The 26,340-nt window shown below is 46.1% G+C and carries 29 protein-coding genes; 25 read left to right on the forward strand and 4 right to left on the reverse strand.

Going from position 1 to position 26,340, the window contains the following annotated elements; all coding sequences use genetic code 11:
- Positions 1-71 precede the first annotated feature (71 nt).
- The 4 genes from Q8L79_RS10145 (at position 72) to Q8L79_RS10160 (ending at position 3,961) form a co-directional block, all read left to right on the forward strand.
- Entirely contained in the window at positions 72-995 is a 924-nt protein-coding gene (locus Q8L79_RS10145; RefSeq protein ID WP_305270633.1) for a Nudix family hydrolase, read from the forward strand.
- Positions 996-1,214: 219 nt separating this feature from the next.
- Positions 1,215-1,289 carry a type II toxin-antitoxin system RelE/ParE family toxin gene (locus Q8L79_RS10150; protein WP_370869927.1) on the forward strand — a complete coding sequence of 25 codons (75 nt, stop codon included), beginning with the start codon at positions 1,215-1,217 and terminating at the stop codon, positions 1,287-1,289.
- 114 nt (positions 1,290-1,403) lie between these two features.
- Entirely contained in the window at positions 1,404-2,411 is a 1,008-nt protein-coding gene (gene moaA / locus Q8L79_RS10155) for a GTP 3',8-cyclase MoaA (RefSeq protein ID WP_305270635.1), read from the forward strand.
- Positions 2,412-2,635: 224 nt separating this feature from the next.
- A complete protein-coding gene (locus Q8L79_RS10160) occupies positions 2,636-3,961 on the forward strand; it encodes a DEAD/DEAH box helicase (protein ID WP_305270637.1) in 1,326 nt (441 codons plus the stop codon).
- Between the two features lie 95 nt (positions 3,962-4,056).
- Here Q8L79_RS10160 and Q8L79_RS10165 read toward each other — a convergent pair whose 3' ends face one another.
- On the reverse strand, positions 4,057-4,356 hold the full coding sequence (locus Q8L79_RS10165; RefSeq protein ID WP_305270639.1) for a DUF2288 family protein: 300 nt from the start codon (positions 4,354-4,356) through the stop codon (positions 4,057-4,059).
- 120 nt (positions 4,357-4,476) lie between these two features.
- Between Q8L79_RS10165 and Q8L79_RS10170 the strand changes: the two genes are divergently transcribed.
- Positions 4,477-5,364 (forward strand): hypothetical protein, encoded by an 888-nt coding sequence (locus Q8L79_RS10170; RefSeq protein WP_305270641.1) that lies wholly within the window; start codon positions 4,477-4,479, stop codon positions 5,362-5,364.
- 123 nt (positions 5,365-5,487) lie between these two features.
- Positions 5,488-5,904 (forward strand): lysozyme inhibitor LprI family protein, encoded by a 417-nt coding sequence (locus tag Q8L79_RS10175; protein WP_305270643.1) that lies wholly within the window; start codon positions 5,488-5,490, stop codon positions 5,902-5,904.
- Between the two features lies 1 nt (position 5,905).
- Here Q8L79_RS10175 and Q8L79_RS10180 read toward each other — a convergent pair whose 3' ends face one another.
- A complete protein-coding gene (locus Q8L79_RS10180) occupies positions 5,906-6,472 on the reverse strand; it encodes a DUF1415 domain-containing protein (RefSeq protein WP_305270645.1) in 567 nt (188 codons plus the stop codon).
- Positions 6,473-6,546: 74 nt separating this feature from the next.
- On the reverse strand, positions 6,547-7,023 hold the full coding sequence (locus tag Q8L79_RS10185; protein WP_305270647.1) for a CBS domain-containing protein: 477 nt from the start codon (positions 7,021-7,023) through the stop codon (positions 6,547-6,549).
- 197 nt (positions 7,024-7,220) lie between these two features.
- On the opposite strand from Q8L79_RS10185, the gene adk reads away from it, so the two are divergent.
- The 3 genes from adk to Q8L79_RS10200 all read left to right on the forward strand — a co-directional run bounded on the left by adk (position 7,221) and on the right by Q8L79_RS10200 (position 12,051).
- On the forward strand, positions 7,221-7,865 hold the full coding sequence (adk, locus tag Q8L79_RS10190) for an adenylate kinase (RefSeq protein ID WP_305270649.1): 645 nt from the start codon (positions 7,221-7,223) through the stop codon (positions 7,863-7,865).
- Between the two features lie 271 nt (positions 7,866-8,136).
- Positions 8,137-9,159, forward strand: a complete 1,023-nt coding sequence (locus Q8L79_RS10195; RefSeq protein WP_305270651.1) for an aspartate-semialdehyde dehydrogenase — start codon at positions 8,137-8,139, stop codon at positions 9,157-9,159.
- A 54-nt stretch (positions 9,160-9,213) separates the two neighbouring features.
- A complete protein-coding gene (locus Q8L79_RS10200) occupies positions 9,214-12,051 on the forward strand; it encodes a FimV/HubP family polar landmark protein (protein ID WP_305270652.1) in 2,838 nt (945 codons plus the stop codon).
- A gap of 53 nt (positions 12,052-12,104) precedes the next feature.
- Here Q8L79_RS10200 and Q8L79_RS10205 read toward each other — a convergent pair whose 3' ends face one another.
- On the reverse strand, positions 12,105-12,932 hold the full coding sequence (locus tag Q8L79_RS10205) for an Hpt domain-containing protein (RefSeq protein ID WP_305270654.1): 828 nt from the start codon (positions 12,930-12,932) through the stop codon (positions 12,105-12,107).
- A gap of 463 nt (positions 12,933-13,395) precedes the next feature.
- On the opposite strand from Q8L79_RS10205, the gene Q8L79_RS10210 reads away from it, so the two are divergent.
- The 16 genes from Q8L79_RS10210 (at position 13,396) to Q8L79_RS10285 (ending at position 26,292) form a co-directional block, all read left to right on the forward strand.
- Positions 13,396-13,899, forward strand: a complete 504-nt coding sequence (locus tag Q8L79_RS10210) for a flagellar basal body-associated FliL family protein (protein WP_305270656.1) — start codon at positions 13,396-13,398, stop codon at positions 13,897-13,899.
- Between the two features lies 1 nt (position 13,900).
- Positions 13,901-14,896: a flagellar motor switch protein FliM gene (gene fliM / locus Q8L79_RS10215; RefSeq protein WP_305270658.1), complete on the forward strand. Its 996-nt coding sequence runs from the start codon at positions 13,901-13,903 to the stop codon at positions 14,894-14,896.
- Positions 14,897-14,951: 55 nt separating this feature from the next.
- Positions 14,952-15,332 carry a flagellar motor switch protein FliN gene (gene fliN, locus Q8L79_RS10220; RefSeq protein WP_305270660.1) on the forward strand — a complete coding sequence of 127 codons (381 nt, stop codon included), beginning with the start codon at positions 14,952-14,954 and terminating at the stop codon, positions 15,330-15,332.
- The gene (gene fliO, locus Q8L79_RS10225; protein ID WP_305270662.1) at positions 15,332-15,805 is read left to right on the forward strand and encodes a flagellar biosynthetic protein FliO; all 474 of its coding nucleotides are present in this window, start codon (positions 15,332-15,334) and stop codon (positions 15,803-15,805) included. Before fliN ends, fliO begins: the two co-directional genes overlap by 1 nt.
- Positions 15,798-16,556, forward strand: a complete 759-nt coding sequence (gene fliP / locus Q8L79_RS10230; RefSeq protein ID WP_305270664.1) for a flagellar type III secretion system pore protein FliP — start codon at positions 15,798-15,800, stop codon at positions 16,554-16,556. The genes fliO and fliP overlap by 8 nt, the downstream gene beginning before the upstream one ends.
- 19 nt (positions 16,557-16,575) lie before the next feature.
- Positions 16,576-16,845: a flagellar biosynthesis protein FliQ gene (gene fliQ, locus Q8L79_RS10235; RefSeq protein WP_305270667.1), complete on the forward strand. Its 270-nt coding sequence runs from the start codon at positions 16,576-16,578 to the stop codon at positions 16,843-16,845.
- 3 nt (positions 16,846-16,848) lie between these two features.
- On the forward strand, positions 16,849-17,622 hold the full coding sequence (fliR, locus tag Q8L79_RS10240; protein ID WP_305270669.1) for a flagellar biosynthetic protein FliR: 774 nt from the start codon (positions 16,849-16,851) through the stop codon (positions 17,620-17,622).
- Between the two features lie 3 nt (positions 17,623-17,625).
- A complete protein-coding gene (gene flhB / locus Q8L79_RS10245; RefSeq protein WP_305270671.1) occupies positions 17,626-18,756 on the forward strand; it encodes a flagellar biosynthesis protein FlhB in 1,131 nt (376 codons plus the stop codon).
- 7 nt (positions 18,757-18,763) lie between these two features.
- Positions 18,764-20,863, forward strand: a complete 2,100-nt coding sequence (flhA, locus tag Q8L79_RS10250; protein WP_305270673.1) for a flagellar biosynthesis protein FlhA — start codon at positions 18,764-18,766, stop codon at positions 20,861-20,863.
- 16 nt (positions 20,864-20,879) lie between these two features.
- Positions 20,880-22,391, forward strand: a complete 1,512-nt coding sequence (flhF, locus tag Q8L79_RS10255; RefSeq protein ID WP_305270675.1) for a flagellar biosynthesis protein FlhF — start codon at positions 20,880-20,882, stop codon at positions 22,389-22,391.
- Between the two features lie 31 nt (positions 22,392-22,422).
- Positions 22,423-23,256: a MinD/ParA family protein gene (locus Q8L79_RS10260; protein ID WP_305270677.1), complete on the forward strand. Its 834-nt coding sequence runs from the start codon at positions 22,423-22,425 to the stop codon at positions 23,254-23,256.
- A complete protein-coding gene (locus Q8L79_RS10265; RefSeq protein ID WP_305270679.1) occupies positions 23,253-23,981 on the forward strand; it encodes an RNA polymerase sigma factor FliA in 729 nt (242 codons plus the stop codon). Before Q8L79_RS10260 ends, Q8L79_RS10265 begins: the two co-directional genes overlap by 4 nt.
- Positions 23,982-24,012: 31 nt before the next feature.
- Positions 24,013-24,768 (forward strand): flagellar motor protein, encoded by a 756-nt coding sequence (locus Q8L79_RS10270; RefSeq protein WP_305270681.1) that lies wholly within the window; start codon positions 24,013-24,015, stop codon positions 24,766-24,768.
- 3 nt (positions 24,769-24,771) lie between these two features.
- Positions 24,772-25,623 carry a flagellar motor protein MotD gene (gene motD, locus Q8L79_RS10275; protein ID WP_305270683.1) on the forward strand — a complete coding sequence of 284 codons (852 nt, stop codon included), beginning with the start codon at positions 24,772-24,774 and terminating at the stop codon, positions 25,621-25,623.
- A gap of 91 nt (positions 25,624-25,714) precedes the next feature.
- Positions 25,715-25,873, forward strand: coding sequence for a hypothetical protein (locus tag Q8L79_RS10280; protein ID WP_305270684.1), 159 nt, complete (start codon positions 25,715-25,717; stop codon positions 25,871-25,873).
- Entirely contained in the window at positions 25,873-26,292 is a 420-nt protein-coding gene (locus tag Q8L79_RS10285; protein WP_305270686.1) for a DUF2802 domain-containing protein, read from the forward strand. Before Q8L79_RS10280 ends, Q8L79_RS10285 begins: the two co-directional genes overlap by 1 nt.
- Positions 26,293-26,340: the final 48 nt, after the last annotated feature.

The following is a 26,340-nucleotide window of genomic DNA, read 5'->3' on the forward strand; positions in this document are numbered from 1 at the left end:
CCCTGCCGGAATGACGGTATACCTCAGAAACTTGTGTATTACGATGACCGTTCCTGCGTCCCACTAAATAAATGAATCCACTCCAAGTCGCCGTAGGCGTAGTCAAAAACCCGGAAGGAAAAATCCTGATTTCCCTGCGCCATGCCGATTTACACCAAGGCGGCTTATGGGAATTCCCCGGCGGCAAGATTGAAGCATCGGAAACAGCGAAATTTGCTTTGGCTCGTGAACTCAAGGAAGAACTCAACATCACCGTAACAGCGGCAACCCCGCTGATTACCGTCAAGCACCAGTACCCCGACCGGTTTGTGCAGCTAAACGTTTTCTTGGTCGAGCAGTTCTCAGGTGAGGTCAAAAGCTTGGAAGGCCAGCCGTTTAAATGGGTAACCCCGGCTGAACTGGAACACTACGCATTCCCCGCCGCCAACCGGCCCATTATCACTGCCGCCCGATTGCCGCATCATTACGCGATTCTGGATGACGCAGATGAAGCCTTATTGCTGACCAACCTGCAAAAAATATTGAACCGGGGCGTCAAGCTGATCCAGGCCAGATTGAAAAATCTGCCGCCTGCCGCCGTCGTAAAGTTTGTCGAACAGGCTTACCCCTTATGCCAGCAGCAACAAGCGATGCTGTTGATGAATTCCGCCGTTGAGTGTTCAGTTGAAGTAGACGGCATCCACCTGACCAGCAACCACTTAATGGCCCTGACTACGCGTCCCGAAAACAGCAAATGGCTCGCCGCGTCATGTCACAACCTTGAACAACTGCAACATGCGCAAAACATAGGCGTGCATTTCGTCGTTCTGGCCCCGGTACTGCCGACCCAAACCCATCCGGGCGCTCCTTCGCTGGGCTGGGAGCAATTTGCCGACTTGGTCGCCAAGGTCAACCTGCCTGTTTACGCCTTGGGCGGCATGACCGAATCCAGCCTAACTACAGCGAGGCAAAGCGGAGGCCAGGGGATAGCGGCGATCAGGGCTTTTTTGACTTGAGTTAAATTAATGAGTCGTAGGGTGTGTCGTGCGCGCCCTATTACCTCATTTGTCATGGTCATTCAGTCACTATTTTCGCGGACAATGCATAACATCAGTGAGTAAATGACGAGTCAAGTTAAAGAGGCAGTGCGGCTAAATCGTTAAAATCACTCGATACCGGTACAAAGGCAGCGATATGCCGGATTATGGCGTTATCGAATTGGAGATTATCGGCTGATTTGTCAGATAAAAGACGGCGAGTTAATCATCTTGCTGTTGGAAACTGGACACCGGAAAGACATTTATAAATAATCCATCATAACGGCTCAACCGTTTCCAAATCCGACGGTCAGGAACATAGAAGCTCTCTATAAAACGCCAATACTATGTTAATATTGGCGTCTTGGATTTTTTATCGCCGCCCTAATGACTCAAATGTCTCCCCCCGCTCAATTAATCGACCGCTTCGGCAGAATCGTTGATTATTTGAGAATCTCGATTACCGATCGCTGTGATTTCCGTTGCGTGTATTGCATGGCTGAAGATATGACCTTCTTGCCGCGTGCGCAGATTCTAACGCTGGAAGAGATTTATACGCTGGCTAAAGCCTTCGCCGAATTGGGGGTGAAGAAAATCAGGATCACCGGCGGCGAACCTTTGGTCAGAAAAGGTGCATTGGAGCTGTTGCAGAATATCGGCCGTATCGAAAGCCTGAATGAGCTGGTGATAACGACCAACGGCTCCCAGCTTGAAACGATGGCGGCGTCGTTAAAAGAGGCGGGTGTAAAACGCATCAATATCAGCCTGGATACGCTGGATGCCGACAAGTTTAAGGCGATAACCCGAACCGGCGATTTGGCGCAGGTACTTAGGGGTATCCAGGCCGCCAAGGCGGCAGGGTTTGAGCGGATAAAAATCAATGCGGTCATTCTTAAGGATAGGAATCATCAGGAAGTGAGCGACCTGGTTCGGTTCGCGGTCGATAACGGCATCGACATCAGCTTTATCGAGGAAATGCCGCTGGGTATCGTCAGTCAGCATGACCGGGCAGACGCCTATTATTCCAGCGATTTGATCAAGGCCGATTTGGCGCAACATTTTGCTTTGGTCGCTACGCCTGAAAAAACCGGTGGGCCTTCAAATTATTTTAATGTGTCAGGCACACAAACCCGCGTCGGTTTTATTTCTCCGCACAGTGAAAATTTTTGCAGCACCTGTAACCGGGTGCGCTTAACGGTTGAAGGGCGCTTGCTGTTATGTCTGGGCAATGAGCATTCGGTCGATTTAAAGCAAGTCATCAGGACTAATCCGGGCGACATGGCGGTGTTGAAACAGGCCATTGTCGACGCGATGCTGATTAAGCCGGAAAAACACGAATTTAATATTAACGAGCAGCCGGTTATATTGCGTTATATGAGTATGACGGGGGGCTGAAAAGCAGGCGAAAGGTTCAAGGCGAAAGGCGAAAAAGCCTTGAATCTTGAACAAGCGGGACTGGGTTTGCAACTCCGTTCCCTAACGTTTCTGTGATGCCAAAGCTCAATAGTTACACTTAACCAAAGCAAAACGTTTCGAGCGGGACAACATGCCCCGTCTGGCTAAGGGCCTTTAGTCTTTCGCCCTTAGCCTTCTTTCACCCTTTACCTGAGATTTTTAAAATGTCTTTCGCCCAGCTCGGTTTAGCCGACGAACTCCTTAAAGCCGTAGCCGATCAAGGCTATGTCACTCCTACACCGGTACAGCAAAAAGCCATTCCATTGATCCTTGAAGGCAAGGATGTGTTGGCTGGCGCGCAAACCGGCACCGGAAAAACCGCCAGTTTCACCTTGCCTTTATTGCAACGGCTGGCCGAAAATCATGACCCGCATCAAAAGCCGCGCCGTGTTCGCGCGTTGATTTTAGTGCCGACGCGTGAATTGGCCGCGCAGGTCTATGAAAGCGTAAAAACTTACGGCGCACATTTGCCTTTGCATGCGGAAGCGGTGGTCGGCGGTGCGAGTATCGGCATCCAGACCCGTCAGTTACGCCGGGGGTGCGACATCGTGGTGGCAACGCCGGGGCGTTTGATCGACCATGTGCAGCAGCGCAATATCAACCTGTCCAACGTGGAAGTGCTGGTGCTGGATGAAGCGGATCGTATGCTCGATATGGGATTTATGCCCGATATTAAGCAAATTATGGCGCTGATACCCAAGAAGCGGCAGAGTCTGTTGTTTTCTGCGACCGTGCCCAATGCGATCAAATCGCTGGCAGCGCAGTTGCTGAACAATCCCGTTGAAGTCGAAGTTGCCAAGCAAAATGCTACGGCTGAAAATGTCTCGGAACGGGTTTACGGCATCGGCCGCGAGTACAAACGTGAATTACTGTCTTACCTGATCGGCAGCAATAATTGGAAGCAGGTGCTGGTATTTGTGCGTACCAAACACGGAGCCGATCGTCTGGAAAAACAGTTGATTGAGGATGGCATCCGCACGGCGGCTTTGCATGGCGATAAAACCCAAGGCGCACGCAACAAGGCGTTGGAACAGTTTAAAACCGGCAAGGTTTCAGTATTGGTTGCTACCGATATTGCCGCGCGCGGTCTTGATATTGACGATCTGCCGCATGTGGTGAATTTCGACGTGCCGCAGGTGCCGGAAGATTATATACACCGCATTGGTCGTACCGGACGCGCCGGTTCAAGCGGCGAGGCCTTGTCGCTGGTGTGTCCCGAAGAAGCCTGGATGCTGGTGGAAATTGAGAAACTGCTCAAGCGGCAAATCCCGCGCGTGGCCGACACCGGCTATGAGCCTGTTTCATTGAAAATTATCGATGCGCCTAAAAAGAACGCGCCCAATAAAGATACCGGCAAAAAGGATATGCGGCATACTAAAAAACCGGCGGTTCGCGGCGCCAAACCGACTGTTCGTGGGGCTAAGCAGCCTGACAGTAAGCGCATCGAATCAAGGGGTAAGGGAAGATCCGGTTCAAGAGGGAAAGATTAAGGCAAAGGAGCGGAAATGTTTGCCCACATGGATGAAAACCAAAATAGGTGTTTTAGACAACGCAGGAGTAGTTGCCGTGCCTTAAACGGTGTAACTTATTTCTGAACCAGTATCCAGGGCTTTACCACAACAGCCCATACAGCAACATCCGCCTCAAACCAGTCGGTTGCCTGCTGGTCGGAAACCAGCGCAATCTGATTATTTTGCATCCATAATGCAACCTGATCTTTATTGTCGATGGAAAACTGGTAGGCCGCGTCGACTAAATCCAGATCTGGGGCGACGAATACTGCAGCGCCGGCGGCAAAAAAGCGTTGCAGTTCTTTCCAGGCAATTTGCGATGTTTCCATATTTACTTTTTCTCTGGCAATATCGCAACCGTTTGATTCATTCATGATTTTCTCTTTATTGTGTACCTGTAATGTGTTATTTACACATTTGCATGGTGTCGTTATCAGGTCAGCTGTTATTCTATAGCGTGCGATTATAAACCACTAAGTCAAGAGAGATAAGTCATGTCGTTTTTTGAGTCAATAACAAAGAAATCCAAATTGAAAGCCGCTATCAAGCAAACAGCGGAAGCGCGTAGCAGCGAAGGTCATACGGCCGATCAACTATTTAAAAAGGTCTATCAGGATTATGCCGAAGTCGTCGCTAATGAACCTCTGGTTGCTGAGGCTTTATATAATTGGGGATTTGCGTTGCTGCATCAGGCGCGAACCAAATCAGGCGATGCTGCGGCCAATCTTTATCAGGACGCCATTGCTAAATTTTCTTTTTGCCTGACTGTGGAGTCGGCTTATCTTGGCGCGGCAATCGATGGCGGCGTTGCTTATATGGAATTGGCCCGGGTTAAATCGGTTGAACCCAATGATAGCTTATATGGAATGGCCAAAAGCTATTTTGAAAAGGCTAACGCAATTCAGGCCGGATCGGCTTCTTATAATCTGGCTTGCATCTATGGCTTAAGAAACGATAAAGAGGCTTGCTTGACTGCGCTGGAAATCTCTAAAGGGAAGGGCAGTTTACCTATCCTCGCCGATATTCTTGCCGACCCGGATCTTGATAGCGTGAAGTATCAGGACTGGTTTGTCGACTTTCTGGAGTCTTTAAATAAAAAGCCGGAACCAGTTGCTGAAGAGGTAGCTGTCGCCGAACCTGAAGTTGTTGCAGACGCGCCGACAAATGAAAAAACCGAAGTTGAAGATGATTATGCAGAAGATGTAGCGGTTATTGAAGAAGCTCCTGTAAGTGAAGGAACTGAAGTTGTGGTTAAAGATGAATCGGTTGCTAACGAACCCGAAGTTGTTGAACATGAATCGCTAGCCGATGAAGACGAGTCTGCAACAGAAAGAACCGAGGCTACAGTTAAAGCTGTCGAAGCAGGGGAAGAAGTTAAATAATTCTTTGTCCGCTTTTATATAGAGCGATAACGCTTCAAAAATCGGTTTTTTATATAGCTTCTCCTCGGCTCTCCGGCAGGAGATTGTTATTGCCGAATTTTGAAGCACGATGAGTACATTAAAATGGGAAGAAGAGAAATGATGCAGTCCTTTAAATATGTAGTAATTGCCGCGATGATAACCGCAGGGATTCAACCGGTCTTTGCTGATGATAATGGTTTAAGCCAGACATTTTTAGCCTGCATGGATCAATCCGGCGGCGTTACCGTATCAATGATTGAATGCATGAATGCGGAAGCTGAACGGCAAGATGTGCGGTTAAACAACGCCTATAAGGACATTATGAGCGGCCTTTCTCCCGAACGTAAGAAGCAGTTGCAGGAAGCGCAGCGGTTATGGCTTAAATATAGAACCGCTAACTGTGATTTTTATTACGATCCCGATGGCGGAACGATAGCCGGAGTCAGTGCAAATGACTGTTTCATGTCGGCTACTGCCGCGCGGGCTAAGGAGTTAGAGAGTATTAAGCAGCAAGATTGAATTACGGGTTAATCGGATAACACGCCGCTAATAGTGCCTGCATTTTGGCTAACCCCAGTTTTCGGGTTAATTCAATATTGTGTTGCGGGATGTTATCAGGATCAGGGTGGCCGGCTACGGCCTGCTCTATGCTGGTTTCCCGCAGTAGATGCAGCATCGGGAAGGGGGAGCGGTTGGTGTAATTTGCGGCATCACCCGGCTCAACACCTTGAAAATAGTAGTCGGGATGAAAGCTTGCCAGCTGGTAAATGCCTTCATAACCTTGTTCGGCTAATAGTGATTCGGCGACATCAAGGAAATCCAGATAGTCGTCAAATTCTGCAAAGGCATCCGCATAAATCAGCAGTGCGGTTTCAATGCCGGGTTCGGTATCCAGTCGATCGCATTCATCCATCAGATGCAGCAGGCATTGTTCGGTTTTTGTGTCGTGATTGACGCTGAAATAAATGCTGCCACGGTCCAGTTCGCGCTTTGCGAAAGGGCAGATGCTGTATTCAATGATAACGGATTTTAACCAAGCTATTGTTGAGGCTTTAATGTCATGGTCTGGAAGGATTTTATGGGTCATGGTGATTTACTGCCGGTTAAAACGAAAAAGCCCCGGTACGCTGGGGCTTTTGGGGTGACACAAGTTAGGTCATTCTATTTATGACTGACGCCGGCTGCGATTCTTTTCTCTCTTTCTTCACTTGCTTTTTCGATTTTTGAGAAAACCCGCAGAATGTCGGTGGAAGATAATATCCCAACCAGTTTGTTGTCTTTATCGACAACGGGCAATGCGCCGATTTTATTTTCGGCCATTTTTGCAGCCGCTTCCGATGCGTAGGTGTCGGGGGTAACGGTTATTACGCCCCGGTGCATGATATGTTGCACTTTTTTCGGGATCACATGCAGCTCTGTAGTGCCGGTGCCGGTTGCCGCTTCAATTGCGTTTGAGTTGCTTTTAGGGCCGAGGGCTTTGTACAGATCCCGGTCGGATACAATGCCGATAACCTTGCCTTTTTCAACGACAGGTAAATGACGAATTCTTTCGTAATGAATTAAGAAAAAGACACGATCAATCAAATCATGTTGCTCGACTGTAAATACTTTTGAAGTCATTAAATCTTCAACACGCATTATTATTCCTCTAAATGTAAAAAAACTGATTAAGAATAGGGAAATAAACGTATTTTTACAAGAGATAAAATTTGATGTGTTATAAAATAATCAGTCACGCTTTTGTTTGGTTTTGCAGGTCGGATTAAGCTAACCCGACTTACGCGAGCTGTTATGTTAAAGTCTAAATCTGTCTTAGCGACACAATGGAGTTAGTTATGCGCATCATCCTGTTGGGGAGTCCCGGTTCCGGTAAAGGAACTCAAGCTCAATTTATTACTGAAAAATACGCTATTCCGCAAATTTCAACGGGTGATATGTTGCGAGCTGCAGTGCGGGAGGGGACACCGTTGGGTGTTGAAGCAAAAAAAGTGATGGATGCCGGTGGTCTGGTTTCGGATGACATTATTTTAGGATTGATTAAAGAACGGATTACCCAAGCCGACTGCGCTAACGGCTTCTTGCTGGACGGATTTCCTCGAACCATTGCTCAGGCTGAAGGTCTGAATGAAATGGGCGTCAGCGTCGATACGGTTATTGAAATCGTGGTGGAAGATGAGGAGATTGTAAAACGCATGGCCGGTAGACGGGTGCACTTACAATCAGGGCGCACTTATCATGTTGAGTTTAATCCGCCTAAAATTGAGGGGGTTGATGATGTGACTGGTGAGCCTTTGATTCAGCGCGACGACGATAAAGAAGAAACCGTGCGTAAACGACTCAGCGTTTATCATGAACAGACTAAACCCTTGGTCGGCTATTATTCAGCACCAGAGCAGCAGGTCAAGTTCAGTTCCATAACCGGTGTCGGCAGTGTCGATGAAATCACCAAAAAAGTTTTTGCTGTTTTAGGTGGGGCATAGGTTGAATTGACGGCTTTTGTGCTCCAGAGGGTATTGCTGTTAATCCAGTATAGTTGGAGCACTAAATGCCGGGATGCAAAAAGCGTAACCCAGCCTAATAAACAGGGCACTCAAAAACATTCCGTTATCATCAGTATTCAAATTTCAGAATAAAAGGTTTTAAAGTTAATGACAAAGAAAGTTGTAGTTTTACCGGCCGGTATATGCTTGGGCTACGTTGCCATGCTGTTGGTGCGTATACCTGTTTTAGTTGCACAGAAGGGTGGATAAGATGACCAAGCTATATAACGTCGCTGTGGTTGGCGCTACCGGTGCGGTGGGTGAAGCCATGCTGTCTATTCTGGAAGAGCGCGATTTCCCTGTCGGCGAGGTTTATGCCTTGGCCAGCAGCAATTCAGTGGGAAAAAGAATTCCTTTTAAAGGACGATCTTTAGTTGTGCAGGATTTGGCTACCTTTGATTTTTCAAAGGCACAAATCGGTTTGTTTTCACCGGGTGCATCTGTTTCGGCAGAATACGCGCCAAAGGCTGCCGCCGCCGGTTGTGTCGTTATTGATAATACCTCGCAGTTTCGCTATGACGACGATATTCCGCTGGTGGTGCCGGAAGTTAATCCCGAAAAAATAGCCGATTATAAAAATCGTGGCATTATCGCTAACCCGAATTGTTCAACTATTCAGCTGTTGGTGGCGTTAAAGCCTATTTACGATGCAGTGGGGATTGAGCGCATCAATGTGTGTACTTATCAGGCTGTTTCCGGCACCGGTAAAGAGGCTATAGAAGAGCTGGTTAAACAAACAGCCAGTCTTCTAAATATGCAACCCATTATCACAAACGTCTACCCTAAACAGATTGCCTTTAACGTGTTGCCGCAGATTGACGTATTCATGGATAACGGCTACACCAAAGAAGAAATGAAGATGGTATGGGAAACCCAAAAAATCCTGGGTGATGACAGCGTTTTGGTTAATGCAACCGCAGTGCGGGTTCCTGTTTTTTACGGACATTCCGAGGCCGTGCATATTGAAACCCGTGAAAAAATTGATGTGGCGACAGTAAGAGCGTTACTTGAGAAAGCGCCCGGCGTGATGCTTATGGATGAGCGTAAAGATGGTGGTTATCCAACAGCAGTAACCGAGTCGTCAGGCAATGATAATGTGTTTGTAGGGCGTATTCGGGAAGACATATCGCATCCTCAAGGAATTGATCTGTGGGTGGTGGGTGATAACGTTCGAAAAGGCGCGGCATTAAACAGTGTGCAAATAGCAGAAGTGCTGGTAAAAAATTACATCTAGTCTAAGCTTGTCTACATATTTGACTGGATGCGGTAAGAAACTGTGGTAACTATTGTGAAGAAGAGCAAGGTGCGCAATTTAACTAAAACTTTAGCGGTTGTATCGTTACTGGCACCGGCTAGTGGCCATACTTTAGGCATTGGTGAGATTAAATTACATTCGGCCCTTAATCAAAATCTGGATGCTGAGATTGCGTTAACATTGTCAGGCGAAAGCGTATCTGACATTAAGGTAAACCTGGCTCCACCTGAAAAATTTGATGAGGCGGGAGTGTCATGGACTTATTTTCTATCGAAAATTAAACTTGAAACCATTACTCATTCAAATGGTACGGCAGTCATTAAGCTGACTTCGAAGGAAGCGTTAAAGGAACCTTTTTTGGATTTTCTGCTCGAAGTCAGCTGGCCAAAAGGCAATTTGTATCGTGAGTTTACTGTATTGGTGGACCCTCCTTCAGTTTATAACCAGGCAACTATTCCCGTTTCAACCAGCACTGAACGCTATGCGCAACCCCCGGTCGCTATGCCGCAGCGTCAGTCGCATGCAAATGGACAAAGCAGCGAGGGCGAATATGGGCCTACACTTGGAAATGATACGCTTTGGAGTGTGGCTGAACGTGCAAGAGGACAGAACGACGTTTCTGTAGAGCAAATGATGATTGCGATTTATGACGCAAATCCTGATGCTTTCTATAAAGGAAATGTCTATGCGTTAACTGCTGGAAAAATGCTGAGGATTCCTGAAAGAGAAGCTGTTCTAAAATTATCACGAAATCAGGCATTAGCGGAATTCAACCGGCATAAAAAAGCCTGGAAGAATCATTCGGCGCCCGCTCACGATGGAGTCGCAAAGGAAAAGTCTGTCCTGAGCAGAGCCGAAGGGTCTGGCGATAATCAGTTAACTCTGGTTGCCCCCACTAAAGCGGCGGTCGCCGATCACGCTGTTGTAACGTCGGTTAATGAACAGGCAAGTACTGAAAAGAAAGCAGTCGATGCATCTTCGGTAACCTCGGAGATTGTTAAAGGTAAAACTGAAAGGGGTGCAAGTGAAACCGTATCGGCCGACGGTGGGACGCAAAGCAAGATAGCAGAGTTGGAAAAACAGCTGGCGATGATGCAGGAATTGATCGCTTTAAAGGATCAACAGCTCGCAGCTTTGCAGAATAAGTCTAAGGAAAATCCTGTTGTTCAAGAGCATGTAGCGCCGGGCCAGATTGTTGAGGCCAAACCTGCCGGCCAAGTCACACTCGTTCCTCAATCGGCTGAGGCAGCGTCAGGCGAGATTGTGGCGCCCCAACCTGCTGACCAAGTAATGCCAGTTCCTCAGCCGCCTGAGTCAGTGTCAGGCGATGTTGTGACAACAAAGCCTGTAGATCAAGTTCCTCCAGTTTCCCAGCAAGCTGTCGCTCAGCCAGTACAGCCAGTGGCTCAACCGGAACCTGAAGCAGGTGGCTTATTCGATCCGTATTATCTGGGTGCGGGTGGTGCCGGGTCGGTGATTTTGGCGTTGATGGGATGGTTTTGGTGGCGGAAAAGCAAGGTTGACGAGGAAACGAATACAGAAAGCATGTTTGCCTCTTCGGGCATGATCAACATGCCTGAAGCCGATGAAAGTCTTTCTGTACCGGTTGTCGAAGATGGCGCAATTCATGATGTGGGCACGGTAGGCGAAAGTTCTTTCTTAAGTGAATTTACACCGAGTGATTTTGACTCATTTGATACCGATCAGGGAGAAATTGATCCTATATCCGAGGCTGATGTTTATCTTGCTTACGGTCGTTATCAGCAGGCCGAAGAACTAATACGGCAAGCGATTAAAGATCAGCCGAACCGCGATGAATGTAAGTTGAAATTGCTGGAAATTTTTTACGCTAACGAAAACAAAGCGGCTTTTGAAGTCTATGCCAATGAACTGGTAGAGGCAGGTAAGCAGAATGAGGTCGAGTTTTGGGAAAAAGCGGCTGAAATGGGGCGTGAGATTTGTCCTGACTTGCCATTATTTTCTTCAGGAGAAGATCTGTTTGCAGTGACTGACAATGCATCCGTTGAAAATAGTAATGAAAGTATCGGCGGAAATGGCGGGTTCAATAAAGAGAACCTATTTGCTGGAACGACTTCTTTCGGGGCGGCGGCCGGTGTGGGTTTTGCTAAGGAAACAACGGCACCAAAGAGTGAAGAGCTGGATATTGATTTAATTTTATCTGAAGCTGATTCTTTTGTTCATGAGCAGCGAAATAATGAAGACATTGATTTCGATTTAAGTTCATTTTCAATGGACACCAAGGAATCGGATAAAGCGGAGAAAGATGTTGTCGCTTCCAGTGTTTTTGCGGATAAATCCTCAGATGCGCAGATAGAAAGCATTGATTTTGATTTAGGTTCATTCTCAATGGACACCAAGGAATCGGATGAAGCGGAGAAAGACTTTGTTGCTTCCAATGTTTTTTTGGACATGCCATCAGGGACACAGCTACCCAACAAACAGCAGGAGTTCGAAGCGTATATATTTGATTCCGGTTCCAATAATGCTGAAATAAATGAAATCGAAAGTCTTGATTTTAGCGCTTTAGAAAATAGCAATAAAAAGCAACAGGATGTTGAATTTTCTACGGATAAGGCACTAGATTTTAATGATGATTTTGGCGACGATTTTGACTTTAATTTTGATTTGGATATGCCTCTAACAACCAGTGGACAGTCCACTCAATATGATGAATTTGGTGTTTCTGATCTTACCAATATGGATGAGTTGGAAACGAAGCTGGATTTGGCAAAAGCGTATGTCGATATGGGCGATGCCGATGCGGCCAAAGATATTGCCAAAGAAGTACTTGAACAAGGTACGATCGAGCAAAAAAAAGCAGCCCAAGCGTTGCTTGACGAGCTGGACTAAAATCGGTTTTTGCAGCCCATAAAAAAAGCCCTTCATGGGCTTTTTTTATGGGCTTAGCATTTGCCAAGATTTGTCAGGATAAATTTTTGGTGACATGTAAAATTTAAGATGCATTGCTGCAGCATGAGAAAGTGCTGATGTGCGCTTGCATAATTATTGTTCAACAAGCAGCTTTCCAGTGCGTTTGCCGATTGTTGAATGTCCATTAAGCCACAAAAACTCGCCGAACCATTCAGTTTGTGCGTAATTTCCCGGGCAAGATTATATTGCTTATTTTCCAGTGCATCTTTAATGTCAATGACCTGCGAAGGTAGTTCCTCGAACAACTTTTCAAACAGGGTTAGAGTAAGGCGCCGGTTGTTTTTGGCTTTACTCAGGATTATTTGGATGTAATCTAGAGCTGAAGCCTTTGTTTGCCAAAGATCTATAAGCTTATTAAGTTGTTGCTCGGTTATTGGTCCAGTCAGGCTACCATCAAACTCTGTCGAGCATTGTTGATCGCTCTGGGCGTCTTTCGTCGGATTAATGATGGCAATGACCGGTGTTTTGTTGTTTATGCCAAGAGGATCTTTGATTCGAGTGATAAGTTCGGTCTGCCATGGATGAAGGTCGAGACTGCTCCCGGCAGTCCTCGGCATTTCCTCCATCCATGGAGGGCGGAAATGCCGTAATCGGTCGGGAACAGCTGCGATCGAAAAGTTTACAGTCAAGTCAAGCAGTATCAAGTTGAATGGGGTCGTTTCAATGCACATTAAAATATCATCGTATGCGGTGGTTACAATAATATTTTGATACCGGTGTTTCAGTGATAAATGATTAATATCGATATTACCAGTCATTAGTACCATAAATTGGTCATGCTGCTTTGGTTTCAATGCCATTTTATTTTTCCAAGGAAAGATGTTGCTTTGATGAGGAATTGCATATAACGATCAAGAATATTTATCGTGGAACAGTTTGATAGTTTTGGCTGTAATAGAAAGTTTTATTTAATTTCATTGCGCGTAATAGGGTGTCGGTTTTGTGGCGGCTTCATTTTTTAAGGCCGCAGTTCTGTGAGTGTATTTATTTGCTTAACTATTCGAGACTTATAATTAATACTTGGCGTAGTTAATTATTAACATTTACAAGTATTGCTATCTTATTCTTTTAAAAGGATCTTTTTTCTTGTATGATTTGGTTTTATGCTGTCGGTCAATAATAGCATTCAGCTGTTTGTTAATGATATTTACAGAGGTAAGCGGATTGCAGCTATATTTTATTAGATTGTTTTTGCACGTATTATTATTCTGTGGTCTTTAAATTGCTTAATTACTGATTAAAAACTAAAGGGTTTGTTAAAACATGGCTGAACTTGAGCAAGAAAGCGGAGAGGGAAAAAAATCTCCTAAAACGCTGATCATCATGATTGTCGCGGCAGTAATTTTATTAGCAGCGGGTGGCGGTGTCACTTTCTTCCTTATGAAAGGAGATTCATCTAACGGCGAAAAAGTTGAACATGGTGGCGAGGATGAGGCGGCAGTTCATGTAGAAAAACTCTATTTTGATATGAGTAAACCCGTTGTTGTCGATTTCCCCAAGGGTTCGACAGTCAAGCACGGACGAATTACGGTGTCTATGTTGGTCGAGGGTGCTGAGACTATTGAAGTTTTGAAAAAAAATGAACCTATGATACGTAATAATCTGCTGATGCTGATTGGTGCACAGGATCCGGCCAGTTTGAATAGTCGTGAAGGAAAGGAGATGTTAGGTAAAGCCATGTTAGATGATGTGACCGCCGTTTTAGTAAAAATGGCAGGGAAAGGGCAGGTTAAACAGATATTTTTTACTTCATTTGTAATGCAATAACATGAGTGATTTACTCTCGCAGGCAGAAATCGATGCACTGCTAAACGGTGTAAGCGACGGAGATATTGAAACAGAGGATGATTCCGAGTTTTATTCTGAAGCAGGTACCGAAGAATTTCATGAAAAAGGCGTAGTCAGGGAATATGACTTTGCCAGTCAGGAAAGAATTGTTCGCGGGCGTATGCCGACCCTGGAAATGGTTAATGAACGGTTTGCCAGGTTTATCCGTATTTCGTTATTCAATTTTCTACGCCGTTCGGCAGAAATCTTTATATCCGGCATTCAGGTTCAAAAATTTTCTGAATACATACAAGGGCTACTGGTTCCAACCAATCTGACAATTGTTCGGTTTAACCCCCTGCGTGGTAAGGCGTTGATAGTCATCGATCCGCGACTTGTTTTTACCGTGGTAGACAATTTTTTTGGCGGTGCAGGACAATTTTATAATCAGACCGAAGGAAGGGAATTCACACCGACTGAAATGCGGGTGGTTAGGATCATTATCGATATGATTTTCAAGGACTTGAAAGAAGCCTGGAAGCCGGTCATGGAGCTTGATTTTGAATATGTGGGCGCAGAAATTAATCCGCGATTTGCCAATATTATAGGGCCTGGAGAGATTATTGTGATCTCTACCATTCATGTTGAGCTGGAAGGTGGGGGCGGTGATGTCAATATTGCTATGCCCTATGCGATGCTTGAGCCAATCCGCGAATTGCTGGATGCCATCAGTAGTGACAGTGGCGAGGTAGATGGTGGTTGGCAGGCTGCATTACGTGGAGAAGTGTTAAGAGCGGAAGTGAGTGTCAACAGTCTGCTGGTGGAAAAAAACATGACTATAAGAGACGTTATGCGTTTAAAAAAAGGTGATGTAATACCTATTGATATGCCGGACACTGTGATTCTTAAAGCAGAAGGAATTCCTGTGTTTGAAGGTAAAGTCGGCATATCGGACGGTAATTATGCAATACAAATTATCGATAAAGTAAGGTCTTGAATCAAACTGACGCACTTTAGGGTTTGATTATAACAATATTAAGTTGGGAAATAAGATGAGTGAATACCCGAATACACCTGAGGGTGCGGAAACGATTGATGATTTTGAGGCTGCTGCATTCCAGGAATTTAATAGTCAGTTTGAAGACAAAAGATCGTCTTCAGCTTCAGGTGATGAAATCAATCTTGATGTTATTTTGGATGTTCCCGTTACTATTTCTATGGAAATCGGCCGGACACAGATTAATATCAGAAATCTTTTGCAGTTAAACCAAGGCTCGGTTGTTGAATTGGAGCGTTTTGCCGGAGAGCCGCTTGATGTGCTGGTAAACGGCACATTGATTGCTCATGGTGAAGTGGTGGTGATCAATGATAAATTCGGTATTCGCTTAACCGATGTCATCAGTCCATCTGAACGGGTTAAAAGATTAGCCTGATGCCTGAAAAAATAATTGTCGCGTGGTTGATGTTTTGGTGGTTTCCTGTCTGCTTTGCTGTACCGGGCGCCGATGTTCCAAAACAGACAGTCAGGACGGTTTCTTCCGGAGATATGCTGCATTGGGGCGTTGGGTTGCTGATGGTCTTGGGCATCTTTTTTTTCTGTGTATGGGGAATGCGCAAGTTAAGCGGAATCTCTGTCAACGGCGCAGAAAAAATGCGCATTGTCGGCGGCCTGTCGTTGGGTATGCGGGAAAAAGTCATTTTGCTCCAGGTCGGAAAAAAACAGCTTATTTTAGGTGTGACACCGGGGCGTATAGACGCTTTGCATGTGTTGGAGGGCGACGATTGTTTGAACAGCAACGGCTGCAAGGATGGGGGAACAGTTGCCAATGAACCTTCGTGTATCGGTAAAGATAGCGGATTTAGTGCAATTGTGAAGCAAGTGATGAAAGGACACTCTAATGCATAAAAGCATCTTGTTCCGGTTGCTGATTATTAGCATTGCATTTTTGTTGGTCGAGACACCCGCTTACGCCGTAGCGGGGATTGAAGCAGTCACCGTTACGACGGGCAAGCAAGGCGCCCAAACTTATACGGTAACGATCCAGATTCTGGCGTTAATGACCTTGTTAACCGTGTTGCCGGCGCTGTTGTTGACCATGACTTCATTTACCCGGATCATGATTGTTCTAAGTTTACTGCGAACGGCTTTAGGTACCGGACAGGCGCCGAGTAATCAGGTGTTATTAGGCTTGTCACTGTTTTTGACTGTTTTTATTATGATGCCGGTTTTTGACAAAGTGAATACCGAAGCCGTTCAGCCTTATCTCGAAGAGAAAATCGACGTTACTGTCGCCATTGAAAAAGCGTCCGAACCCTTCCGGCAATTTATGCTAAAACAGACCAGAGAGGCCGATCTGGAATTGTTTATCAGGATTTCCGGCAATGCAGAGCTGGAGTCAGCCGAAAACGTGCCGTTTTCGTTGTTGTTGCCGGCTTTTGTAACCAGTGAGTTGAAAACGGCATTTCAAATAGGCTTCCTGATTTTTTTACCTTTTTTGATCATCGATTTGGTGGTTGCCAGCGTGCTGATGTCCATGGGTATGATGATGTTGTCACCGATGATTATTTCTCTCCCGTTTAAAATAATGTTGTTTGTTCTTGCTGATGGTTGGTCTTTGATCATGGAAATGTTAGCGGCAAGCTTTTATGTTAGCTGATAGCGACTCAAGGTAAATTATGGTACCGGAAACTGTTTACATGGTTGGACAGGAAGCGATGATTGTTGCGATCAAGCTGACTGCGCCGGTGTTGCTGCCCTCTTTGGCAGTAGGCTTGATTATCGCAATGTTTCAGGCGGCTACCCAGATCAATGAAGCGACATTGACTTTTGTGCCCAAGGTCATCGTTATAGGGCTTGTTTTGATGATTATGGGGCCGGGAATGCTGCAAATGTTCCTTGATTATTTTCAGGGCTTGATTCGGGATATTCCGCATTTAATTGGCTGAACTTTGAATTTTACCGAAGAGCAAATTCTCGGCCATGTGGCATTATTTATATGGCCGTTAATGCGCGTCAGTGCAATGTTTGTATCTGTGCCGTTGTTTAGCATTCGATCAGTACCGGCTCGAGTCAGGCTGATTCTTTCAGTGGCAATAACGCTGGTTGTCATGCCTTTGCTTCCTCCTTTGCCGGCTGTTGACATGTTTAGTTACACCGGATTTATGATGGCTCTGACGCAAGTTGTGATCGGTTTGACGAGCGGTTTTATTTTGCAACTGGTTTTTGCCTCAGTCGTTTTTGCAGGGCAAGGTATCGCTTTAAGTATGGGCTTGGGTTTTTCGATGATGGTCGATCCGCAAAGCGGGGAGCAGGTGCCTGTGGTTGCACAAATCTATACAGTGACCACTACGTTGATTTTTATCAGTTTGGATGGGCACTTGTTGTTGATACAAATGCTGCTGGACAGTTTTAAGACCTTGCCCATTGGTATTGACGGTATAGATAAAGCGAATATCTGGTCAATCCTCCTATGGAGCAGCCAGATATTTGCCGGCGGCTTATTGTTGGCTATGCCTGTTATTGCCAGTTTGTTGTTGGTTAATGTCATTTTTGGGGTGGCGGCCAGAGCGGCTCCACAATTACAAATTTTTTCGGTGGGATTCCCGGTAACCTTGATGTTGGGACTACTGTTGGTTTGGAAAACATTGCCTGATGTGTTGGATCAGTTTTCCGGAATGTTAACGGATGCTTATGGTTTCATCGGGCAGTTGTTGCGCTTATAAATTATGGCTGAAGATTCAGATCAAGAAAAAACAGAAGAACCTACCGGCAAGCGTTTAGAAGACGCCAGGAAAAAAGGTCAGATTGCCCGTTCCAGAGAGCTTAATACGTTTGCCATACTGATGGTCAGTGCAACATTCTTGCTTATGCAGGGAGAGAAAATCGGCAAGGGGCTGTTAGAAATGATGCGGATTGAATTTCAGGTGAGTCGCGCAACCATTTTTGATCCGGGCAGCGCTACGCTGCATTTTAAGCAGGCGATGAGCGATGGGCTTATTTTGATTGCGCCGTTTTTTGCGTTCATGGTTATTGTCGCGATTGTTGCGCCCATCTCATTGGGTGGCTGGATATTTAGCTGGGAGGCTATTTCTCCGAAGATGGAAAAATTGGATCCCATCAAGGGCATACCCCGACTGTTTGCGGTGCGGGGATTGGTGGAGATGCTCAAAGCGTTACTGAAAATCTTGTTGGTCTTTGCCGTTGCAACTGTTTTGTACAGATCCTTTATCAGTGAATTGCTCGGCTTGGGCGCCGAGCCGCTGAAGCAGGCAATTGGTCATGCCTTAAATATTATTGGCACGTGCTTCTTAATGCTCAGTGCGTCATTGGTATTAATTGCAATGATTGACGTGCCCTATCAGCTGTGGGATCACAGTAAGAAGCTGAAAATGACCTTGCAGGAAATCAAGGATGAACATAAAGAATCCGAGGGTAGTCCTGAAGTAAAGGGCCGCCAGCGCAGGATGCAAATGGATATGGCGCAAAACCGGATGATGTCGGAAGTGCCGAAAGCCGATGTTATTGTTACCAATCCCAGCCATTATGCGGTAGCCTTAAGATATGATCAGAACTCAAATAGCGCGCCAACATTAGTCGCCAAAGGTGTCGATTTGATAGCCGCCCAAATTCGTAATGTGGCGATCGGTGCTGATGTGCCGCTGGTAGCGTCTCCGCCTTTAGCCAGAGCGTTGTATTATTCGACCGAGATAGATAGAGAGATACCGCAGGGGCTTTATTTAGCCGTGGCTCAAATACTTGCCTATGTTTATCAGCTGAAATCGGCACAGAAAAATGACTGGAGAGTGCCATTGCCACCGAAAGATATTAACGTGCCTGATGAATTTAAACGGGACTAATTAGGGTATGGATTTTACTAAATTAAAAGCGGCGTTAGCGGTACTGGGCAAAGCCGAACTGGGTGCGCCATTAGTTATCGTCATGGTATTGTCGATGCTGATATTACCGTTGCCGGCATTCATACTCGATCTGCTATTTACCTTTAATATCGCTTTCTCGTTAATCATCCTGCTGGTTGTTGTCTATACGCTTAAGCCGTTGGAATTCGCATCATTCCCAACCGTTATTCTGCTCGCAACCATATTACGATTGGCGCTGAACGTGGCTTCGACACGTATTGTATTAATTGACGGGCATAACGGCGGCGATGCCGCCGGTAAGGTGATTGAGGCCTTCGGCGCTTTTGTTATCGGCGGTAACTTTGCCGTGGGTCTGGTGGTTTTTGCGATTTTGATCATCATTAACTTCATGGTCGTCACCAAGGGCGCCGGGCGGATTGCGGAAGTCGGGGCGAGGTTTACGCTGGATGCGATGCCGGGCAAGCAGATGGCAATTGATGCGGATTTGAATGCAGGCTTGCTGACCCAGGATGAAGCGCGTGAGCGGCGCGCCGAAGTGGCTACCGAAGCGGATTTTTACGGCTCCATGGACGGCGCGAGTAAATTTGTCAGGGGCGATGCGGTTGCCGGTATTATTATTTTATTTGTAAACATGATCGGCGGCTTGGCTATTGGGGTTCTTCAGCATGATCTGAGTTTTGCTGAAGCAGGAAAGATTTACGTATTACTGTCCATTGGTGATGGTTTAGTCGCCCAGATTCCTTCTTTATTATTGTCGACAGCTTCCGCACTGGTGGTCACCAAGGTTGGCAGCAGCGGTGAAAATATCGGGCAACAGGTCACAGCGCAGCTATTTGCAAATCCCAAAGCGTTGACGGTTACAGCGGCGGTGGTGGGCGCGCTGGGTATCATTCCCGGCATGCCGAATATGGTCTTTATTCTACTGGCTCTGGCTTTAGCCGGATCCGCCTATTTAATTGAGAAGCAGCATAAAGAAGTTGAGTTGATTGCTGCTGATTATCCGCAGGAGCTGGCTCTTAATACGCCCCCTCCCGAGGCCAAAGAGTTGGGCTGGGATGATGTTATGCCGGTTGATGTCGTCGGACTGGAAGTAGGTTACCGGCTCATTCCCTTAGTGGACAAGAATCAGGGCGGGCAGCTTATGGTTCGCATCAAAGGCGTACGGAAAAAATTGTCTCAAGAATTGGGCTTTTTAATTCCATCGGTGCATATTCGGGATAACCTCGATTTAAGTCCAACGGTCTACAAGATTTCGCTGATGGGGGTGACCGTAGGTGAAGCTGAAATTATGCCGGATATGGAGATGGCGATTAATCCGGGCCGCGTTTTTGGTACCTTGAAAGGTAAAGAGTGCAAGGATCCTGCTTTCGGCCTGGATGCAGTATGGATCGAACCCAACCAGAAAGATCACGCACAAACTCTGGGTTATACCGTCGTTGACCCTGGAACGGTGGTGGCGACTCATCTGAGTCACCTCTTGCAGTCGCATGCCCATGAATTGTTCGGATATGAAGAGGCGCATAAGATCCTCGATAATCTGGCTAAATCTGCTCCTAAGTTGGTCGAGGACCTGGTCCCGAAAACATTGCCGTTGGGTGTGGTGGTTAAGGTGTTGCAAAACCTGTTACAAGAGCATGTACCTATCAGGGATATGCGTACTATCGTCGAAACTTTGGCGGAGTATGGGCTCAGGAGTCAAGATCCCGACATCCTGACATCTGCGGTACGTGCGGGTTTGGGTCGATTAATTATCCATGAAATCAGCGGCATGCAGGATGAGTTACCGGTTATTACACTGGATCATGAGTTGGAACAATTGTTGCATAAATCTTTGCAAACGGCAGGTGAAAGCGGTGTCGGGATCGAACCAGGGCTAGCAGAACAAATGCACACATCATTACAAGAAAGTATGCAAAAAATGGAAATGGAAGGACAGACGGCGGTGTTGCTGGTTTCTTCTTATATCCGCCCCTGGTTGTCCCGATTCGTTCGTCATTCAATTCCCGGGTTACATGTCTTGGCATACAATGAAATACCTGCTGATCGTCAGATCAAAGTGGTTTCAACTGTCGGACGAAGAACATAGTACATGAGGCTAAGTTATGAAAATTAAACGTTTTTTTGCACCAGATATACGTCAGGCCATGCGAATGGTTAAAGAGGAATTGGGCGCAGATGCAGTCATCATGTCAAACAGATCCGTTGATGGCGGTGTTGAAATTGTCGCCGCGCGAGACTTTGATGAGCAGTTGATCCAGAGCAAGTTGCAAAAACAGGCCGCAGAACAACAGGCTTCTGAGCGTTCGCAGCGATTCCCTGCCGACAGCGAAACTTCAGGCAATCGTGAAACTAGAAAAATGGATTTGCCTGACTTTGAAGCGGAAAAAAATCGTTTGCACGTATTAAGCAGCCAGAGAAAACAAAGTGCCGATGGTTTTCTGCCTGAGCGTTCTCCAGTACGGCCGCAACAACGGTTCTCTACCGATCGCGACACTTCCGCCATCCCCGGCAGTCGCCGGAATATTGACCAATATGTCGGCTATGCAGAAAAGGTGCATCTACGCGGAAATATGGAAACAGTCACGGCAAAAGTCGCGAAGCCGGTTGCACCTGCGGTAACACAAAGGCCCAAGCCAGTAGAAAGACCCATGCAAATAGCTATTCCAGCCGAAAAGCAGAGCAGTCCGTCTGATAATTTGCTAATGGAAATGAGCAAGGAACTTAAATCCCTAAGGTCTGCGATGGACTCCAAACTGTCCAGCGTTAGTTGGGGTGCAATGTCGCAAACCAACCCGGTCAGGGCGGATTTGCTACAGCGTTTGGCGGGAATGAGCATTTCAAGAAAATTGAGTGTTAAAATTGCTAACCGCTTTACTAATCACACTGATCCCGAACTTGTTTTTGCCCAGGCTCAAGAGTTGTTGGCTAAAGTGTTACCTGTAGCTGAGGATGACTTGCTGCAACATGGCGGCATTGTCGCTTTAGTAGGACCTACCGGCGTAGGAAAAACTACAACGATTGCCAAGTTGGCTGCCAAGTTTATTTTAAAACACGGACCAAGGCAGGTTGCCCTGATTACCACCGATAATTACCGTATTGGCGCACATGAGCAACTTAATACCTATGGTCGGATACTTGACGTTCCCGTTCGGGTGGCATCCAGCGCCGCAGAACTGCGTAATCTTATCAATGGTTTTTCGGACAAGCGCCTTATTTTGATTGATACTGCCGGCATGAGCCAACGTGATATGAAGTTGGTTGAGCAGATTAATACCTTGCAACAAAGCGGCATCGACATTAAATCCTATCTGGTGATGTCGGCTGCCACCGAATACAAGGCTATGAATGAAATTATCAAAGCTTTCCAGGTTTTTGAACCGCAAGCGAGTATTTTGACTAAACTTGACGAAGCAGCCACGATTGGTTCGGCAGTTTCTTCAATCATAGAGAATAACCTGCCGCTGTCCTTTATTGCCGACGGTCAGCAAGTGCCTGAAGATATGCATAGCCCTTGCGCCCGGACTTTAATCGCACAATGTGTGGCTGAGTTGGATCAGGAAAGCGATTATAACGATGTCAATAATGAGGCTTGGGCGGCGCAAGGCTATGCATAAGCAACCTGATCAAGCAGCGGGGATAAGAAGAATGAATAAAATAAAACCTGTTCGGGTTATCGCAGTCACCAGCGGCAAGGGTGGGGTAGGCAAAACAAACTTGTCGGTTAACATCGGCATAGCGCTGTCACAAATGGGGCAGCGGGTGGTGTTAATGGATGCCGACATGGGATTGGCTAATGTCGATATTTTGCTAGGCGTGTACCCCAAGTTCAACCTTTCGCATGTGCTGTCAGGAGAAAAAACATTAGATGAAATCATGATTGCCGGACCGTCGGGTTTGAGGGTGATCCCCGGCGCATCCGGCATTCAGAAGATGTCTGAATTGACCACAATTGAGCAAGCGGCAGTGATCCATGCTTTTAGCGAGATCGATCAGGATATCGATGTATTGATTGTCGATACTGCGGCCGGCATATCGGCAAGCGTGGTCAATTTTGCCCGCGCCTGCCAGGAGATTATCGTTGTTGTTTGTGATGAGCCGACCTCGTTAACCGATGCTTATGCCTTTATCAAGTTGCTTAACAGAGATTATGGGCTGTCCAATTTTCATGTGATAACCAATATGGTTCAAACCGTTCAGCAAGGTCATGCATTATTCCAGAAATTAAGTAAAGTAACGGATCGCTATCTGGATGTTACCCTGAAGTTTGCAGGCGCAGTACCGTACGACGAATATTTACGAAAATCAGTTCAAAAACAAACGCCGGTTGTTATGGGCTTTCCCAGAAGCAAGGCATCTCTCGCGCTGAAAACGATAGCCGCAAGAATTGACAGTTGGCCGCTGAAATCCCAAGCGGGCGGCTATATCGAGTTTTTTATTGAAAGAATGATCCAATACGGGTCCCAAAAGGATGTCGCATGAGCGGCGTGGCAATGTACACTTCGGTACAGGCTGGAGGCACCGATGAACGTGTCATACAGCATGCCCCGTTAGTTAAGCGCATTGCCTACCACTTATTGAACAGACTGCCCGATTCCGTTCAAGTCGATGATTTGATTCAGGCAGGGATGCTCGGCTTGCTGGAAGCTATCAAGAATTATGATTCCTCGCAGGGGGCCAGCTTTGACACCTATGCCGGTATTCGCATCCGCGGTTCCATGCTGGATGAGGTCAGGCGCAGTGACTGGACGCCTCGTTCCGTGCATAAAAAATCGCGAATGGTTTCTGACGCCATACGGACGATCGAAAATAAAACCGGGCGCGAGGCAAGAGACATCGATGTAGCTGAGCATTTAGGCATAGCTATTGACGAATATAATCACATTCTTCATGATTCAAGCAGCTGCCGCGTGTTTAGCGTCGAAGAATTGGCGCAAGATGGAGATCATTATCTGGATGAAGCCCTGAATCATGAAGAAGGACTGGCAGACGGCTTGAGTCGTGAAGGATTTCAGCAGGCATTGGCAAACGCCATCATGGGATTACCCGAACGCGAGCGCCTAGTTATTTCACTCTATTATGACGAAGAACTTAACTTGCGCGAAATCGGTGAAGTTTTAAACATTAGTGAATCCAGAGTCAGCCAAATCAGTACGCAGGCCGTGTTGAGATTACGCTCAAGACTATCCGAATGGACAAATGATTGATGGTTTTTAGCTGGCAATCTGAAAACTAAAAATGGATATTTTAAGTATTGCGGGTATTTGTATCGGTATCGGTGCGATTTTGTTGGGGATCATGCTGGATGGTGGCGACATCAACTCATTGGTCAACGTACCTGCGCTTATTATTGTGTTTGGGGGTACATTCGGGGCGACACTTTTGCAATTCCCACCGGCTACTTTTGTCAGAAGCATGAAAATGTTTTCGTGGGTGGTAATATCAAAAGAAATGAATCTTTCAGCGCAAATTGACAAGGTGATTTACTGGAGCTTGCTGGCGCGAAAAGAGGGTTTGTTAGGTCTTGAAAATGCGCTACCCAATGAAAAGGATCCCTTTATAAAAAAAGGCTTACAGTTGTTGGTTGACGGAAATGATCCTGACGCCATACGCGACATATTGGATCTGGATATGTATTCAAAGGAAAGCATGGATTTACAGGCGGCAGGATTATACGAGGCGATGGGCGGTTATGCGCCGACCATCGGTATTCTCGGTGCCGTGATGGGCTTGATTCATGTGATGCAGAACCTGACTAACCCTGAGCTTTTAGGGCAAGGAATAGCCACAGCTTTTGTCGCGACAATATATGGCGTAGGTTCAGCCAACCTGGTTTTTTTGCCGATTGCCAATAAGTTAAAAGCTCATGTGCTTGCATTGACCCAGGCCAGAGAAATGCTGGCTGAGGGTATTATCTCTATTGCAGAAGGCGAAAACCCAAGAAATATCAAGCTGAAATTGGGCGGCTATCTGCATGGCTCATATAAAGACTAGGCTATGGCGAGGCGTAGAAAAAGACGCATAGTGGAGACTAATAGTCATGATCGATGGATGGTGTCTTACGCAGATTTCATAACCTTATTACTTGCCTTTTTTGTGGTCATGTATTCGATCTCTTCGGTTAATGAAGGGAAGTACAAGACACTGGCCGATTCATTAGGCGACGCGTTTTCAAACAAAGAGCAACAGGGTAATGAGATTGACCCCGTTCCGATAGGCGCTTTGCCGACGACTATTCAGCCTATTCCATTAGAAAATCCAGCAACGATGGAAGTTGAGGAAAGACGCGAGCTGAGTGAAGAAATATTAAAAGAACGAAAACAGTTGGGTCAAGTGTCAGACCAATTCGAACAGGTTTTAGCGCCTTTTATCAATGACAATCTGGTTTCCGTCAAGAAAAATGACTATTGGATAGAGCTGGAAATGAACAGCGAAATGCTGTTCTTGAGTGGTGAGGCGGAATTATCCAAAAAGGCGATACCTGTACTGAAAAAGATTGTTGAAGTGATTAATCCATTGCCAAATATGATTAATGTTGAAGGGCATACCGATAATATTCCTATCGATAACATAAAATTCAGGTCGAATTGGGATTTGTCATCCGCTCGGGCAACCAGTGTTGTGCATGAGTTTGTTAAGGAGGGTATCAATCCTCTTCGCTTGTCAGCGATCGGTTATGGAGAATTTCATCCTATTGACGATAACAAAATAGAAGCGGGGCGGTTTAAAAACAGGCGAGTGGTCCTGGTTTTAATGTCGCAGGCTTTTGCCCGCTATGGCGCTAATGATGAAGAACGCGCCAAGTTATTAAATCTGGCTCCGACAGCCGCCGCTGTTGGTCAACCATAATACTGATTTAATTAACATAAAATGAAATGACTGCTAATATTAAAAAACGGAATCATTACTCGCGCGCCAATATCAGTTATAAGAGGCCGGTATGTTAGAAATACAACCTTTAGCACCTTCTTTTCCAGTCGTAAAGCCCAAAAGAATTGACCGGGATGACCATCGCCCAGAGAAACAACAACGTAGAAAAAATCAAGAAGTGGAAGAACAAGATGCTGAACCCATTCAACATATTGATGAAATTGTTTAATGACTAATCCTTTGATGGTCGTTCTTATCATTGAGGGCGTAACTATTGTTGTTATGCTCGTGGTGCTTTTTTGGCTGGTGCGTACGCAACTGAAACTTAAACACGATTATCAGGTTCTTAATGATATTGTTCACGGCAACAGTAATGACATTGCCGGTTTGTGTTCGGCCGCTTTGACAGTCGATAGCCGGATAGCCACAGTGGATAGTCGGATAGCCGTTACCGACGGGCAAATCGATGATCTGGCGGCAAAGATTGCTGAAGTTGAGCAAAGCGACCAGTCTTCCCACCCGTACAGTGGAGATATCCGAAAAGTAAGAAGCGGGGCGAGTGTTAATGAATTAATGCAAAACTCAGGATTAAGTCATGATGAGGCCGCTTTATTGATTCGTTTACATGGTTCCAAAACAAAGTCATAAAACAGCAATACATAAAAAAGCCCGGCTTACCCAGTAAGCCGGGCTTTT

It is taken from the genome of Methylobacter sp., assembly GCF_030680395.1.
In the GTDB taxonomy this organism is placed as follows: domain Bacteria; phylum Pseudomonadota; class Gammaproteobacteria; order Methylococcales; family Methylomonadaceae; genus Methylobacter_A.

Excerpts from the sequence above, each read along its gene's own strand:
- Q8L79_RS10145 (WP_305270633.1), top strand. The coding sequence starts at position 72 with ATGAATCCACTCCAAGTCGCCGTAGGCGTAGTCAAAAACCCGGAAGGA.
- moaA (WP_305270635.1), top strand. The coding sequence starts at position 1,404 with ATGACTCAAATGTCTCCCCCCGCTCAATTAATCGACCGCTTCGGCAGA.
- Q8L79_RS10160 (WP_305270637.1), top strand. The coding sequence starts at position 2,636 with ATGTCTTTCGCCCAGCTCGGTTTAGCCGACGAACTCCTTAAAGCCGTA.
- Q8L79_RS10165 (WP_305270639.1), bottom strand. The coding sequence starts at position 4,356 with ATGAATGAATCAAACGGTTGCGATATTGCCAGAGAAAAAGTAAATATG.
- Q8L79_RS10170 (WP_305270641.1), top strand. The coding sequence starts at position 4,477 with ATGTCGTTTTTTGAGTCAATAACAAAGAAATCCAAATTGAAAGCCGCT.
- Q8L79_RS10175 (WP_305270643.1), top strand. The coding sequence starts at position 5,488 with ATGGGAAGAAGAGAAATGATGCAGTCCTTTAAATATGTAGTAATTGCC.
- Q8L79_RS10180 (WP_305270645.1), bottom strand. The coding sequence starts at position 6,472 with ATGACCCATAAAATCCTTCCAGACCATGACATTAAAGCCTCAACAATA.
- Q8L79_RS10185 (WP_305270647.1), bottom strand. The coding sequence starts at position 7,023 with ATGCGTGTTGAAGATTTAATGACTTCAAAAGTATTTACAGTCGAGCAA.
- adk (WP_305270649.1), top strand. The coding sequence starts at position 7,221 with ATGCGCATCATCCTGTTGGGGAGTCCCGGTTCCGGTAAAGGAACTCAA.
- Q8L79_RS10195 (WP_305270651.1), top strand. The coding sequence starts at position 8,137 with ATGACCAAGCTATATAACGTCGCTGTGGTTGGCGCTACCGGTGCGGTG.
- Q8L79_RS10205 (WP_305270654.1), bottom strand. The coding sequence starts at position 12,932 with ATGGCATTGAAACCAAAGCAGCATGACCAATTTATGGTACTAATGACT.
- Q8L79_RS10210 (WP_305270656.1), top strand. The coding sequence starts at position 13,396 with ATGGCTGAACTTGAGCAAGAAAGCGGAGAGGGAAAAAAATCTCCTAAA.
- fliM (WP_305270658.1), top strand. The coding sequence starts at position 13,901 with ATGAGTGATTTACTCTCGCAGGCAGAAATCGATGCACTGCTAAACGGT.
- fliN (WP_305270660.1), top strand. The coding sequence starts at position 14,952 with ATGAGTGAATACCCGAATACACCTGAGGGTGCGGAAACGATTGATGAT.
- fliO (WP_305270662.1), top strand. The coding sequence starts at position 15,332 with ATGCCTGAAAAAATAATTGTCGCGTGGTTGATGTTTTGGTGGTTTCCT.
- fliP (WP_305270664.1), top strand. The coding sequence starts at position 15,798 with ATGCATAAAAGCATCTTGTTCCGGTTGCTGATTATTAGCATTGCATTT.
- fliQ (WP_305270667.1), top strand. The coding sequence starts at position 16,576 with ATGGTACCGGAAACTGTTTACATGGTTGGACAGGAAGCGATGATTGTT.
- flhB (WP_305270671.1), top strand. The coding sequence starts at position 17,626 with ATGGCTGAAGATTCAGATCAAGAAAAAACAGAAGAACCTACCGGCAAG.
- flhA (WP_305270673.1), top strand. The coding sequence starts at position 18,764 with ATGGATTTTACTAAATTAAAAGCGGCGTTAGCGGTACTGGGCAAAGCC.
- flhF (WP_305270675.1), top strand. The coding sequence starts at position 20,880 with ATGAAAATTAAACGTTTTTTTGCACCAGATATACGTCAGGCCATGCGA.
- Q8L79_RS10260 (WP_305270677.1), top strand. The coding sequence starts at position 22,423 with ATGAATAAAATAAAACCTGTTCGGGTTATCGCAGTCACCAGCGGCAAG.
- Q8L79_RS10265 (WP_305270679.1), top strand. The coding sequence starts at position 23,253 with ATGAGCGGCGTGGCAATGTACACTTCGGTACAGGCTGGAGGCACCGAT.
- Q8L79_RS10270 (WP_305270681.1), top strand. The coding sequence starts at position 24,013 with ATGGATATTTTAAGTATTGCGGGTATTTGTATCGGTATCGGTGCGATT.
- motD (WP_305270683.1), top strand. The coding sequence starts at position 24,772 with ATGGCGAGGCGTAGAAAAAGACGCATAGTGGAGACTAATAGTCATGAT.
- Q8L79_RS10280 (WP_305270684.1), top strand. The coding sequence starts at position 25,715 with ATGTTAGAAATACAACCTTTAGCACCTTCTTTTCCAGTCGTAAAGCCC.
- Q8L79_RS10285 (WP_305270686.1), top strand. The coding sequence starts at position 25,873 with ATGACTAATCCTTTGATGGTCGTTCTTATCATTGAGGGCGTAACTATT.